This is a genomic window from Amycolatopsis bullii (genome assembly GCF_014654205.1).
Lineage (GTDB): Bacteria > Actinomycetota > Actinomycetes > Mycobacteriales > Pseudonocardiaceae > Amycolatopsis > Amycolatopsis plumensis.
On record NZ_BNAW01000089.1, the window covers coordinates 1 to 12,962 of the forward strand.

Consider the following 12,962-nt stretch of genomic DNA (forward strand, 5'->3'; position numbering starts at 1 on the left):
GTGGCTGATCGTCCTGGTCCGCGTCTCACGCGCCGTGCCGTCCCCGGTGCGCGGCTACCGCGTCCCCACCCGGCCGGGACGATGGCCCACCGGCACGCCACCGCGGTGATCGCCCGAACGACTTCGTTGGCCGGGCCGCTCCTATGGCGAGCGACGCGGGTTCCGGCCAGTTTTCGCTTAGGCTGCAGCCATGGCCGAGAGCGAATCGTTGACCCCTGCCGACGCGTTCGAGCTGCTGCTCACCGGCAACCGGCGCTTCGTCGCTGGTGCCCCGGAGCACCCGAACCAGGACGCGGCACGCCGCGCCGAGGTCACGCCCGGGCAGCGCCCGTTCGCCGTGCTGTTCGGGTGTTCGGACTCACGGCTGGCCGCGGAAATCATCTTCGACCGCGGCCTGGGTGACCTGTTCGTCGTCCGCACCGCAGGGCACGTGGCGGGCTCCGAGGTCCTCGGCAGCATCGAGTACGGCGTGGCCGTGCTGGACTGCCCGCTGGTCGTGGTCCTCGGCCACGACTCTTGCGGCGCGGTCGGCGCCGCGTCCGCCGCGTTGGAGGACGGCGTGACGCCCACCGGATTCATCCGGGACGTCGTCGAGCGGGTGACGCCGAGCGTGCTGGCCGCCCGGGCCGCCGGGCGAACGGCACCGGACGAAATCCTCGCCGAGCACGTCCGTCACACGGTGGACCTGCTGCTGGAGCGCTCGCGCGTGCTCGCCGACCGGGTCGACGCGGGGCAAGCCGCGGTCGTGGGCCTGTGTTACCGGCTGGCCGACGGCCGCGCGGACGTCGTCGCGGCCCGCGGCCTCGACGTCACCGCTGACTCCGCCTCCTGACCGGACCCCGGCAGCCACCGGTCAACGGGGACCGGCCGCGCGGCGAAGCCGGTTGGCGATCGCAGCGCCCAGCCCCTCCTCCGCCGGCAGCGACGCGACGATGAGGTCGCACCCCCGCTCGTCGAGTTCGCGCAGGAATCCGTACAGTCCGCGCGCGTAGTCGGCCATCGACGCCGGGACCGCCACCACGGCGTGCGCCTTCACCGGAACGCTGGCGCAAGAAGGCGGAAGGAAGACACCTACCTGGCGTCCCTCCTCCTGCGCGGCCTGTGCTGCGGTGGCGATCTCCGCCGGCTCGACCAGGACCACCCGCGCGCGGGGTGCGTAGTGCGAAGGATGCTGTCCGGGCACGCGGATGTGGCTTTTCGAGCCGACGGCGATCGGGCGCTCGAGCACCGCTTCGAGGTCCTCGGGCGTCACCCCGCCGGGCCGCAGGATGCTCGGGGCGTCGCCGGTGGCATCGACGATCGTCGACTCGACACCCACGTCGCAGGGGCCGCCGTCCAGCACGAAGTCGACGGCGTCACCCAATTCGGCACGGACATGGTCCGCCGTGGTGGGGCTGACCGAGCCGAAGCGGTTGGCGGACGGCGCCGCGACCCCGCCGCCGAAGGCCGACAGCAGCTCGAGCGCGACCGGGTGCGCGGGCACCCGCACCGCCACCGTCTCCAGTCCGCCGGTCGCTTCCAGCGGCACCCGGCGACCGCGCCGCAGGACGAGTGTGAGCGGCCCCGGCCAGAACTGCTCGGCCAGCACCAGCGCCGTCTCCGGCACGTCGGCGACCCAGTCGCCCAGCTGCTCCGCGGCGCCGAGGTGGATGATCAGCGGATGGGTCGGCGGGCGGCCCTTGACCTGGAACACCCGCGAAACCGCGGCGGGATCCTCGGCGTTGGCGCCCAGGCCATACACCGTTTCGGTCGGGACGGCCACCAAGCCCCCGGCGCGCAGCACGTCGGCCGCCTTGCCGATATCACCGGATCTTGCCATCACCCTCGCCACTCCCTGACCGATCTGCTGTGCGCACCGCGAGATGAGCGGCCGCTACATCACCACAACGCCTCATATCAGGGTAGAACCGGCAGGCTGACCGGTGCCCACGTGGCCGACCGTGCACTGCCGAACGCGAGCAACTCGGCGGGCATCCCAGCCTGAAGCGGTCACGTCGGCATCGCCGCTCCAGCCGGAGTGTCCGCCGGCGGTGATGCTCAGCGCCACACCACCGCCAACTGCCCGCTTCCCCTCGGCCTACATCCCGGCTGGGAAGACCTTCACGGGCACGAGGGCCCACACGACCTTGCCGTGGCTGTCGGTGCGGACACCCCAGTCCAGGGACAGCTGCCCCACCAGCCGCAACCCATACCGCAACGCGACGACCCGAACCGCGCCCGCGACCGCGTCACCGTCGCTGACCTCGACCAGCACATTGTCGGACGCACGACCGATCCGCAGCGACTTCGGCACCGTCGCATGGCGGTAGGCGTTGCTGACCAACTCATCGACCACCAGCAACACCGCACCGAACCGGTCATCAGCCTCCGCGCCCGGCAGCAGCTTCCCGACCATCGCTGCCCGCACCTCCCGAAGATCCGGCCGGCCCGCAAGATCGACCGTCACATCCATTGTCGAACCCGCCCGCGGCCGGATTCCCCGGTTCTCGTCGAATGCCACGCCGTCGCTTCCTTCCGCTCCGCCTGATTCGTGTTCGTCACCCTCCGGGGAACGGATGGGCGTCCGATCAGGGGATACGCCGGACGACGTCGCTGGGGACCAGTCCACCGGATCCGTGACGCTGGGTGCGCAAGGCACCTCATCGAATCGGCACGGCGGCGGTGGTTTTCACCGGCTCCATGCCCGCCCTCGATCGAGAGCATGTGCGCAGATTGTGGATGGCCGGCAACGGTATCGCCCACTTTGCGGGAAATTGCGACCACATCCACCGACAGCTCCCGACAGGATGTCGGTGACTCCGACCGGCGGCGGGTCGCAGGAGATCCGCCGCGTGGACGCCGAAAGCGGCGGTGTTCCGCTCACCGATTGCGGGCGCGGTGGAGCGTGTCGTCGACGAAGGTCTGGGCGACAACGTGGAGTTTTGTGTTCGTGGTCTGGGACAATTCGACGAGCAGCGCGAACGCCTCGTCCGGCGTGCAGCCCCGTTGCCCGATCAGAATGCCCTTGGCTTGTTCGATGACCCCCCGAGTGCGCAGGGCCAACCGCAGGTGCCGGTTCTCGGCCAGCACAGCCGGACCGGCGTGGTCGGTCGCGTTCACCTCGGCCGCGTCCCCGGTGTCGCCGGCGAGGAGGCCGTCAAGATCGGTGATGTCCTCGACGTGGTGCAGCACTCCGACCAGACGGCCGTCGGCGTCGCGCAGCGGAACGTTCAGCGGCGACCAGACCTTTCTGACGAATCGTCCGCGGCGGTCGGCGTCGGGAACGTCGTAGCGCTGGATGCCCATGTGGTGACGGCGGCCGCTGCGCAGAACCTGCTCGAGCGAGGCCGACAGGTTCGCCGTCCCGTCGGCGTCCGGGTCGGCCGGGTTATCGGGGAAGGCGTCGAAGACGTACACCCCGGTGAGGTCTGCCTCGGTGGTGAAGGTTGCCGCCGTGTAGGCCGCGTTCGCCGCGTGGATGTGCAGGTCGGTGTCCAGAACGAGGTAGGGCGCACGCGCCGCTTGGAAGGCGGGACGCGCTCCGATCATGTCCAGCAGTGCCGCTGACGACATGGCGTCCCCTCTCATCCGGTCCGCGTGGAGCCGGTTCGAGGTACCCGCTTCCGGAGGGTGTCAACCGGATCACCGTTCGACCCGGATCAGCGAGGTGAGGCCGCTGACGGTGAGGACCGGTTCGAGCACCGGATTGACGATCAGGCTGACTCGGTCGGCGTGGGTGAACAGGACGTTGATCGCCCCGCTGTCGAGGTAGTCCACCGTTCGGAGGTCGACGACGAGGTGGCCGTCGGCCGTGGCGTCGTCGAGGGCGCGGCTGAAGTCGGCGATGTTGCTGAGATCGATCTCTCCGGTCGCGGTCAGCACGCGAGTTCCGTCGTCTCGCCGAGACGTCGCCAATGCGAGCGGTGTCATGGGGTGATCCTCGCGTGCAGGTGGACGGTGGTGCCGCTGGTGGTGGGGTGAACGCTGACCTCGTTCACCAGTTCCCGCATCATGGTCATGCCGCGGCCGCGCCAGGAGTTCGCGGATGGCTGCGGGGACTTCCACGTCCCGGTGTCGGTGATGGTGACACGCAGCGGCGAACACCCCGGTCAACGGGCTGCCGTCAGCAGGTTCAGGAGGCACTCAAGGCCCTTCGCGCTCGCCGTCCAGGCGTCAGCATTCTGCCGTGATTCGCTGGTCTTGGCACCCCACACGATCGGGTTCGGAGCCTGCGGCCGACCGGATTGCCCGGGGTGAAGATGAAGACGGCCCTGCCGGCCCTGTGTTTAGACCCGGCAGGGCCTGGACCCGAAGGAACCCGTACGGGAGATCCGGATCTACGGTCCCCGTACCCTGCTCACGCGCCCCGAAACGGGAAACGCTCTCGGTCCACCCTTCGTTGCGCTACGCAAGTGTGTTGTCGAGGTGACGGGTTCGTGGCGGCCGGGCAGCCCGACAGGCTAATTTGATCGTCGCGATGGTTGAGAGAGCAGCCGTCTTCCCGCAGCAACTCAGGGAGACCGGCATGAGCAGTGACCAGGACTGGCAACGCGACAAGGATGCCTTCGTCACCGACCGGCTTGCCGCCGGTCCCCTGGCCCGGCAGTTCACTCAACTTACGCGCACCCTGCTCACCGCCCCGACCGTCGAAGACGTCCTGCAACGGGTGCTCGAGGCCACCACGGCGATGGTCCCGGCCGCCGACCTCGCCAGCTTCACCCTGCTCGACAGCGACGGCCAATTCCACACCCCCGCCGAAACCGATGAGGTCGCCACTGAACTCGACCGGCTCCAGTACCGGTTCCGGGAAGGCCCCTGCGTCGAAGCGGCCGAGCCCGGCGGCCCGGCGGTGGCGATCGCCCCGGACCTCACGGCCGAACCGCGCTGGCCTCGCTGGGCGCCGGCCGCCACCCAGCTCGGGATGGGCTCCGTCCTCTCGACCGCCCTCATCAGCGGACCGCCCAGCGGCGAATCCAGCGGCGCCCTCAACGTCTACTCCCGATCGCGGCACGGGCTGGACGGCGCCGACCGCGACGTCTTGCTGCTGCTGGCCACCCACGCGTCTCTCGCCCTGGCCGCCACCGACGCCGTCACCCGCACGGAACTGCAGGCCGCGCACCTGCGCAAAGCCATCGACAGCCGCGACGTGATCGGCCAGGCCAAGGGCATCATCATGGCGCGCCGGGGCGTCTCCGCGGACGCCGCCTTCGACATCCTGCGACGGACCTCCCAAGACCTCAACGTCAAGCTGGCCGACCTCGCCCGGACGCTCGCCGACCGCCACACCGAGATCGACCTGCCCACCCACTGACCCTCGGAAGTGAGCTCTCCGGCTGTTTACCCGGCTGTGGACCGTGGATCTCAACAACGACACCGGCAGCACTCACGGGGGCGGTGACGCCACGGTCGATCTCATCGGCCGGCCGGATCTGCGAGAGGCGCGAGCCGCGTCTGGGCGCTGGTTCACTTGCACGTCTACCCGCCGGCCTGGATCAGCGGGAGCAGCCACAAATGCGGACTGTGTAATTCACACGAACGGGGGTACCCGAGCATCATGACTGTCTGTGCTCCCGACCAAGCGCCGGTGGACGACGCGCTGACCGTCCCGACGCCGCGACGGTCGAACGAATACGCCCACTGCGCTCCCCTCTTCGACGAATACAGCCGCCTCGACGTCGAGGATCCCCGTCGAGCCGTCCTCCGCGCGCGGCTGATCACCGAACACCTCCCGCTCGCCGAGCACATCGCCCGGCGGTTCGGTGGCCGCGGCGAACCCTTCGAAGACCTGCTGCAGGTGGCGCGGACCGGCCTGATCCACGCGGTCGACCGCTACGACGCCGACCGCGGCAGCGACTTCGTCTCGTTCGCCGTGCCGACCATCATGGGCGAAGTGCGACGTCACTTCCGCGACGCCGGCTGGTCGATGCGCGTTCCGCGGTCCTTGAAAGACCTGAAGCAGAAACTGGCGAAAGCGACCGACACCTTGGCTTGGGAACTCGGCCGAGCTCCCAAGCCCAGCGAACTCGCCCAGCACCTCGGAGTGGCCGTCGAAGCTGTCCAAGAAGGACTGATGGTCGCCCAGGCCTATCGCGCCACGTCCATCGACACCCCCACGCGCGGAGCCGAAGACAACCTGACCGTCGCCGACCAGCTCGCCGAGGACGACATCGGCTTCGAGCGGTTCGAGAACCACATCGCCCTGCGAGCAGCACTGGCCACACTGGAGCCGAGGGAACGCGCCATCGTCAAGATGCGATTCGTCGACGAGCTCACCCAAAGCCAAATCGCCCAACGGGTCGGCGTTTCGCAGATGCACGTCTCCCGACTGCTGGCCAAGACCCTGGAGCAGCTGCGGCAGCACATCGACGCCTGAGACCGGCTCCCCCGGGAGTCAGCCCGGCGGACAGGCGAAGCGCATCGTGACGGTGGTGCCGAGGCCGCCCCGGTCGACCACGGCGTGTGCGGTGAGCCGGTGAATCAGTGGCAGACCGCGCCCGTGCAGCGGCCCCGGCCGCGAAATCGGTTGCCAGCTCCCGTGATCGGCCACTGTGACAATGAGGTCCCCGCCGCGGAGCGCCGCACACACGTCCAGCGGCCCGGCCGCGCCCCGGTAGGCATGGACGACCACATTGGCCATCGCTTCGTAGGCCGCCAGCAACACCGCCTCGCGCACGTCCGAGTCCAGCTTCGCCCGAAAGAGCCAGTCCGCGAGCTGGTCACGCAGCACCACCAGCCGTCCCGGATCGGCTCGCACCGTACTGAGCCGCAAGTCCTCGAGCGACGGAGAGCCCTCGTCGTCAGCGGTTCCACGGATATCGAGCGTGGGCACTACGGAAATCACCGCGCAAGCGCGTCGGCACGCGTAGACGCCACGCCGAGTATCTCGGTGAGGCCGACCAACTCGAGGGCGCGAGCTACGGAGCTACGCTCGGGCGCCACCACGCGCAGCCGTAGGTTCCGGCCGCCGTCACGGTGCGCCTTGAGCAAGATCGTCATGCCGACAGAAGCGATGAAGGTGACTCCGGTCAAGTCGATCACGAGCAACCGTGGTTCACGGCCGAGTGCGGTGGTGACGGCTTCCTCGAGCACCGGCGCGCTGAGCAGGTCCGGGGGGAGGACAGGGCCACCCTCGACACCCATCCTTACCTCCGGACTCCGCGAGATTAGTGCGCGTATACCCGGATTCACAGCCAGCAAACGTCCAACACGTGTGACAGTCATCACTCCCACTCTCGCAGGCGCGGGTACCCGCCCGCCCAGCATGTTCACGCATCGGGAACCGGGTAATCACCGTCCACCTCGACCCTCGCGATGAACGCGAAGTCGCGTCGGCGGGGAAGCTCGCGGCGCTCATCGAGACCGGGGCGGTCGCGTCGCGGCGCGCCAGGTGACTCCGAGGGCGAGCTGGTCGCGCAGGTAGACGGCCAGGTAGCCGGTCATCGCGAAGCACGCTCCGCCGCGGAGAGCAGATGGCGGGGTGCGGCCACCACGCCGTCGTTCGCCGTTCCGCTGCTGTCCGTCATGACCTGCGGCTACCCGCGCAACCCCCGCTCAATCCCGGCTGACGGCGGTGAGCAGGCTGCGCTCGCGGACCGCGGACGCCGACAGCGTCTTGTAACCGTGGTCGTCGAACACGACGGTCACCGTGTCGTCGTCCGCGGACATCACGATGCCGCGGCCCCACTCCGCGTGCTCGACGCCGCTGTTGACCGGGAAGTCCCCGCCATCGGACGACACCGCCTCGGCGGTGCCGGCGATGCAGGTGTCGCAGTTGCCACAAGGCTGCTCGAGCTGTTCCCCGAAGTAGCCGAGGAGGAACTGGCGGCGGCAGCCGGTGGTTTCGGCGTAGCCGCGCATCATGTCGATCCGGGACCGGATCAGCCGCTGGTGGGCTTCGGCGGCCTCGACGCCCTGCTCCACGGCCTGTCCGGGGTCCACATCGGAGTCCCGGTACTCGAGGCGGCCGTCGGCGGTGACGCCGACCGAGCCCGTCTGCTCCAGCAGGTTGACCGCCCTGGTGCGCTGGGCCGCCGAGACGCCGACCTCCTTGCCGAGCTCGGCCGGCGTCAGCGGGGCGTCGTGCCCGGCGAGGACGGCGGCCACCTCGGCCAGCGCCTGCTCGGGCGCCTTCGCCGCGGTGAGGAACTTCTGCCTGCCCAGGTCGCGCGGCCGGTGGTACAGCGTGATCTCGGCCGGTTCGCCGTCACGGCCCGCCCGGCCGATCTGCTGGTAGTACGTGTCGAGCGACTCCGGCGCCGCCGCGTGCAGGACGAACCGCAGGTCGGCCTTGTCGATGCCCATGCCGAACGCCGAGGTCGCCACGACCGCGTCGAGCTCGTCGCGCAGGAACTGCTCGTGGACCCGTTCGCGGTCGGCCGCCTTCATCCCGGCGTGGTAGGCCGCCACCCGGACGCCCTCCGCCGCGAGCTCCCCGGCGTAGGTTTCGGCGTCCTTGCGGCTGGTGACGTACACCAGGCCCGGCCGGGTGGCGGGGTCCGCGGTCAGCGCGCGCGTCCGGGTGATGACGGCCTGGTGCCGGTCGTCGTCGTTCGGCAGCGGGTCCACGCCGAGGCGCAGGTTGGGCCGGTCGAAGCTGGCGAGGACCTCCCGGTGGTCGCGCAGGCCGAGGCGGGTCACGATGTCGGTGCGCACGGGCAGGGCCGCGGTCGCCGTCAGGGCGATCACGCGCGGGTGCCCGAGCCGCTCGATCACCGGCGCCAGGCGCAGGTAGTCGGGCCGGAAGTCGTGCCCCCACGCGGAGACGCAGTGCGCCTCGTCCACCACGAACAGCGAAACGCCGAGCTCCGCGACCGCGTCGAGCACCTCATCGGAAGCCAGCTGTTCCGGGGACAGGAACAGGTACTCGGCGCTGCCCTCGCGCAGCGCCTCCCACGCGTGCTTGCGCTCGGACGCGCGTTGTGCGGAGTTCAGCGCGACGGCCGCCGGGGCCCGGCTCTCCTCGATGCCCTCGATCTGGTCGTTCTGCAGGGCGATCAGCGGCGACACGACCAGGGTCGGGCCGTCCAGCAGCAGGGCGGGCACCTGGTAGATCGCCGACTTGCCGGCCCCGGTGGGCAGCACGGCGAGGACGTCGTGCCCGGCCATCACCTGCTCCATCGCGGCCAGCTGCTCTTCGGTCAGCCGGGACCAGCCGAAGGTGTCCGCCGCGATCCGCTGGAGTTCGTCGCGTCTTCTCGCCATCCGCCGCAAGTACCCGCGCCCGGCGGGCGAAAACACCGCCGGGTATGGCTTGGCGATCGACGCCGACTTCCGGGGGCGGCGCCGCAACTGTCCGATCAGCTCGCCGGCACCCGGTCGTCGCCGGTCCGGTCGATCGCCGCGAGCAGATCCCGGGCGCAAGCGCGTGCGGCGTAGATGGCGGGCCCTCGGTAACCCGGCCCTGCCTGCTTCGCCGGATCGAGGAGGTCCCTGGCCCGCTCGGCGGCCGCTCCCGCGGCGGCCGGGCGGCCGCCGGCGGCCAGCGTCGCGCAGGCGTCGGTCAGCTCGGCGACCGCATCGAGCAGCGGGCGCGGCAGTTCCTCCCCGGACCCGAGCGCCGCCCGGGCGACGCGCACCAGGCTCAGCACGGCGTTCGCCTGCAGCGTCAGGTATTTGCTCCGCGCGATGGCGCGGTGCACGGCCGCGCGCGAACGCCACCGGCGCGGTGCGATCAGCACCACCTGCTGCGCCGTGCCGCGCGCCTGCTCGAGCGCGGCGAGCCGGTTGTGGATGCGCTGCCCGATGGCCAGCTCCCGGCCGCCGTCGTCGCGACGGCCGGCCGGCGTCTCGTCCGCGAGCTGGTCCCGCAGTTCGGCGAGCGCGTCCCGCAGCGCGGCGAACACGGCTCGCGCGGCCTGGTCGAGCACGCGGTGCGGATCGGCGGGGAAGAGCACGACGCCGATCACGACCACGACGCCACCGCCGATGAGGGCATCCACCAGGCGCTCGCTGCCCGAGCCGGGTCGGTGCAGCGCGAGGATGAGGATCGCCGACGCCGCGGTCTGGTTGACGAACATCAGCCCCTGACCGAAGGGGCCGCCCCCGAATGCCAGCGCACCGTACATCGCCAGGAGAGCGGCGACCGCGAACGCCGGCGCCCCGGTGCCCGCCACCGCTTCCACCACGGTGCCGAGCGCGATGCCCAGCGCCACCCCGCTCATCAGCTGCACGGCCCGCTGACCGCGCAGGACGTTACTGGCCGACAGTGACACCGCGGCCGCGATCGGCGCGAAGAAGGGCTGCGGGTGCCCCAGCAGGTCGTGCGCGATGAACCACGACGCGCTGACGGCCCCGGCCGTCTGCACGACGGCCCAGCGGGCACGCCGGAACCGGCCGGCGACCGCCCGGGCCACCGGGCGCAGCCACTGCCTTCCGCGGAACACCATCCCCGGCGGGTACCCAATCCGGCGCGCCCGAAGTCCGCCGACACGGCCGGGGCGGATCACGGTCACGCGGTGTCGGCCGACGGACCGTCGCCCTCGACCACTCGCAGCCGGAACGACGAACCCGCCTCGAGTCCGGCAATCGAGGGCCGCCGGTTGGCCCGGGCCGCGCCGGGTACGCGCTTTCGGCCGCCCCTCGAGGATGGAGGTCCCGATGTCACCCTCCTGGCTTCCGACACCGAACCGCGGCCGGGTGCACGCGGTGGCCACCGGGGCCGGACCGGACCGCTACCGCCCGCCGTGGCGCTGGGTCGTGGCACTGGCGGCCGGATACGTCGCTCTCGCGGGCACCTCGTTCTCGCCCACGTTCGACCGGCACGCGGCCACGCCCGCGACCTGCGCGCCGGCCACCCGGAAGGCGCACGGGATCGCCGTGCACGGCCGGATCGCCACGACGGCGGACGTGCGGTCCGACACCCGGCACGGCTGACTCCGAAGCAACACCGCAAACCGCAGGTTGTCCGGAACGAGCCCGGGTATGCGCCACTGACGGTAGCCGATCCGCGCGGAGGAACCATGAGTGGTCACCTACCGCGTCTGCCTGGCCCTGCAGCGATCGGACCGCGAAGTGCTCGACCACGGCCTCGAAACCGGGATCATCACCCGGTCCCCGGCGGGCACCTACCTCGAGATCCACCAGCCGCTCGACGGCAAGGCCCTGACCTACCAAGGAGCTCCCGTGCCGAAGAAGCCGAACAAGCTCGGCGCCGCCGGGCACGCGGTCCCGGGCAGCCTGCTGCGGCCCGACCCGCCCGAGGAGACCGCGGCCCTGGAAGCGGCCGCCCGCCGCGGCGAAGGGCGCCACGGCCTCGGCGGCGAACCGCAGGACGGGCAGGCCCAGTCGTGAGCCCGGGCGGCACGGCGATGCCTTCGCGCTGGCAGATCGACGTCCTCGTCTACGAGGAAACCAGCTCCTACCCGGTGCTGCTCCTGCAGCCCGGCCGCCCCGAGGACCACTGCCGGCTCTTCGGGATGCTGGCGCGGGCGGGCCTCGCCGTCCCCACCGCTCGGGAGTGGGAACGCGGCTTCTGGCCACTGGCCGCGGGCTGCCGCGTGGAGCTGTCCGAAGGGTCGTCGGCGGTCATCGTGCACGTCGGCGGGCACAGCCTCACCGTCGGCCTAGGTTCGCCGAGCCTCCGCTGCCCTGGCTGTGCGCCGCCTGTCGCCAGCAGCAGGTGCTGTTCGTGCTCCTGCCACCCGGCTCTCACACGAGCGAGGAGCTGATCGTCGACGACGTCAGCCGGCTGAGCCTGTCCGCCCAGGGGCCCGGCTGCTTGGCCGGCACCATCCCGCTCGCCGCGCCTTGACCCGGTCACTTCACCCGATCGCGCAGCCAGGACGTCGAATGAGCGGCCACCCGCAACCGCCCGTCCCGGTAGGAAACACCGCCGCGCAGCAGGCGCGTGCCCACCGCCAGCCAGCTGCACACCCCTCGCTCCGCCAGCCACAAGGGCACCCACAACGCGCTGTCGGCCGGGTACACCGCCGCGGCGCCGGCCCGCCGCCGTCCCGCTTCGGCCAGCAGCGCCGCCGCCACCACGCCGCCGGCGAGCAGCCGTCCACCACGGCGGGCAGCCGCCACCGCGGCCGGGAGGATCGCCAGCTCGGCGGCCAGCCGCGAGGGCTGCGCGAAACTGTCGTAGGCCTGGCGGACCCGCTGGGACAGGAAGGTCCGCACGTCCGGGGGCAGGCGCCTGACCAGCGGCGAGCGGAGGTACCGGACGGTGCCGCCCCGCGCCCGGACCGTCCGGATCAGTTCGAGGTTCTCGAAGAGCACTTCGCCGTCGTAGCAGCCGAACCGGTGAAAGGCGGTGCGCCGCACGGCCAGCGTCCCGGGATAGTCGTGGGCGAGCGCCCGGTTGAGCAGGCTCCGGGCGGTGTCCCACCGGCAGTGCCACGGCGCCGGCCGGAAGTAGTTCTGGGGCACGACGAGGTCAGCGCCGTCGAGGGCCCCGGCCACCGCGGCGAGGGTGTCTCCGTCGTACCGGACGTCGTCATCGGCGATGATCACCTGCTCCGCCCGCACCAGACGCAGGCCGGTGATGACGCCGGCGACCTTTCCGTTGGCGCACCGCAGATCTGGGTCGGGAGGGACGTGCGCGACCAGGTGCCCCCACGCTCGCCGATGCCGCTCGAACCAGCGCGGCGCCGAGCCGTCGACGACCACGACCTCCGCCCGGCCGGACAGCCACCGCAGGTACGCGGTCAGCTCGGTGAGCTCGGCGTCGCGGTCGTGGCGCAGCGGCAGGACGTAAGCGGGTCGGTGGGTCGCCGTCGTCATGGTGCGGAGTAGCCCGGAAGTGGGGAACTACACCTCGGCCGGAGTCCGGATCGCCTTGTGGATCACGTCGCACGGTTAACCGCCCGACAACCGGGAAGACCTTTCGGGACCGCCGGGTTGCCGGCGCCGAAACCACGAAAACCGAGCACGGGAGGAACTGCCATGGCCACCGGAGAAACCGGCTTCGACGACGTCACGTTCGACCTGATATCGGTCCAGTACCACTCTTTGAAGGCCGGACACGACTACGGCCAGTACGT

15 protein-coding genes and 1 pseudogene are annotated in these 12,962 nt (G+C 71.2%); 6 read left to right on the forward strand and 10 right to left on the reverse strand.

Going from position 1 to position 12,962, the window contains the following annotated elements; genetic code table 11:
• The first annotated feature begins 190 nt into the window (after positions 1 to 190).
• Positions 191 to 832, forward strand: a complete 642-nt coding sequence (locus tag IE317_RS43380; protein WP_191317182.1) for a carbonic anhydrase — start codon at positions 191 to 193, stop codon at positions 830 to 832.
• Between the two features lie 21 nt (positions 833 to 853).
• Here the strand turns inward: IE317_RS43380 and IE317_RS43385 are convergent, their stop codons facing one another.
• The 5 genes from IE317_RS43385 to IE317_RS45550 form a co-directional block, all read right to left on the reverse strand.
• Positions 854 to 1,819, reverse strand: a complete 966-nt coding sequence (locus tag IE317_RS43385) for an L-threonylcarbamoyladenylate synthase (protein WP_191317183.1) — start codon at positions 1,817 to 1,819, stop codon at positions 854 to 856.
• 258 nt (positions 1,820 to 2,077) lie between these two features.
• Positions 2,078 to 2,500, reverse strand: coding sequence for an ATP-binding protein (locus tag IE317_RS43390; RefSeq protein WP_191317184.1), 423 nt, complete (start codon positions 2,498 to 2,500; stop codon positions 2,078 to 2,080).
• A gap of 359 nt (positions 2,501 to 2,859) precedes the next feature.
• A complete protein-coding gene (locus IE317_RS43395; protein ID WP_191317185.1) occupies positions 2,860 to 3,567 on the reverse strand; it encodes an ANTAR domain-containing protein in 708 nt (235 codons plus the stop codon).
• 54 nt (positions 3,568 to 3,621) lie between these two features.
• On the reverse strand, positions 3,622 to 3,909 hold the full coding sequence (locus IE317_RS43400; protein WP_191317186.1) for an STAS domain-containing protein: 288 nt from the start codon (positions 3,907 to 3,909) through the stop codon (positions 3,622 to 3,624).
• Positions 3,906 to 4,073: an ATP-binding protein gene (locus tag IE317_RS45550; protein WP_373309247.1), complete on the reverse strand. Its 168-nt coding sequence runs from the start codon at positions 4,071 to 4,073 to the stop codon at positions 3,906 to 3,908. The genes IE317_RS43400 and IE317_RS45550 overlap by 4 nt, the downstream gene beginning before the upstream one ends.
• Positions 4,074 to 4,504: 431 nt before the next feature.
• Here IE317_RS45550 and IE317_RS43405 point away from each other — a divergent pair, with 431 nt between their 5' ends.
• Together IE317_RS43405 and IE317_RS43410 are read left to right on the forward strand one after the other, a co-directional pair.
• The gene (locus IE317_RS43405; RefSeq protein WP_191317187.1) at positions 4,505 to 5,290 is read left to right on the forward strand and encodes a GAF and ANTAR domain-containing protein; all 786 of its coding nucleotides are present in this window, start codon (positions 4,505 to 4,507) and stop codon (positions 5,288 to 5,290) included.
• A 243-nt stretch (positions 5,291 to 5,533) separates the two neighbouring features.
• A complete protein-coding gene (locus IE317_RS43410) occupies positions 5,534 to 6,352 on the forward strand; it encodes a SigB/SigF/SigG family RNA polymerase sigma factor (RefSeq protein ID WP_191317188.1) in 819 nt (272 codons plus the stop codon).
• An 18-nt stretch (positions 6,353 to 6,370) separates the two neighbouring features.
• Here IE317_RS43410 and IE317_RS43415 read toward each other — a convergent pair whose 3' ends face one another.
• From IE317_RS43415 to IE317_RS43430, 4 genes are all read right to left on the reverse strand, one after another.
• On the reverse strand, positions 6,371 to 6,808 hold the full coding sequence (locus IE317_RS43415) for an ATP-binding protein (protein WP_191317189.1): 438 nt from the start codon (positions 6,806 to 6,808) through the stop codon (positions 6,371 to 6,373).
• Between the two features lie 8 nt (positions 6,809 to 6,816).
• Positions 6,817 to 7,119 carry an STAS domain-containing protein gene (locus IE317_RS43420; protein WP_191317190.1) on the reverse strand — a complete coding sequence of 101 codons (303 nt, stop codon included), beginning with the start codon at positions 7,117 to 7,119 and terminating at the stop codon, positions 6,817 to 6,819.
• Between the two features lie 411 nt (positions 7,120 to 7,530).
• Positions 7,531 to 9,180, reverse strand: coding sequence for a RecQ family ATP-dependent DNA helicase (locus IE317_RS43425; RefSeq protein ID WP_191317191.1), 1,650 nt, complete (start codon positions 9,178 to 9,180; stop codon positions 7,531 to 7,533).
• 95 nt (positions 9,181 to 9,275) lie between these two features.
• Positions 9,276 to 10,364 (reverse strand): FUSC family protein, encoded by a 1,089-nt coding sequence (locus IE317_RS43430; RefSeq protein ID WP_229903240.1) that lies wholly within the window; start codon positions 10,362 to 10,364, stop codon positions 9,276 to 9,278.
• 211 nt (positions 10,365 to 10,575) lie between these two features.
• Here IE317_RS43430 and IE317_RS43435 point away from each other — a divergent pair, with 211 nt between their 5' ends.
• The 3 genes and pseudogenes from IE317_RS43435 to IE317_RS43445 all read left to right on the forward strand — a co-directional run bounded on the left by IE317_RS43435 (position 10,576) and on the right by IE317_RS43445 (position 11,645).
• On the forward strand, positions 10,576 to 10,851 hold the full coding sequence (locus tag IE317_RS43435) for a hypothetical protein (RefSeq protein ID WP_191317192.1): 276 nt from the start codon (positions 10,576 to 10,578) through the stop codon (positions 10,849 to 10,851).
• 93 nt (positions 10,852 to 10,944) lie between these two features.
• A pseudogene (locus IE317_RS43440) lies at positions 10,945 to 11,268 on the forward strand (cytochrome b); the annotation flags it as partial.
• On the forward strand, positions 11,265 to 11,645 hold the full coding sequence (locus IE317_RS43445; protein WP_191317193.1) for a hypothetical protein: 381 nt from the start codon (positions 11,265 to 11,267) through the stop codon (positions 11,643 to 11,645). The pseudogene IE317_RS43440 and the gene IE317_RS43445, both read left to right, overlap by 4 nt.
• Positions 11,646 to 11,733: 88 nt before the next feature.
• Here IE317_RS43445 and IE317_RS43450 read toward each other — a convergent pair whose 3' ends face one another.
• Entirely contained in the window at positions 11,734 to 12,702 is a 969-nt protein-coding gene (locus tag IE317_RS43450) for a glycosyltransferase (RefSeq protein WP_191317194.1), read from the reverse strand.
• Positions 12,703 to 12,962: the final 260 nt, after the last annotated feature.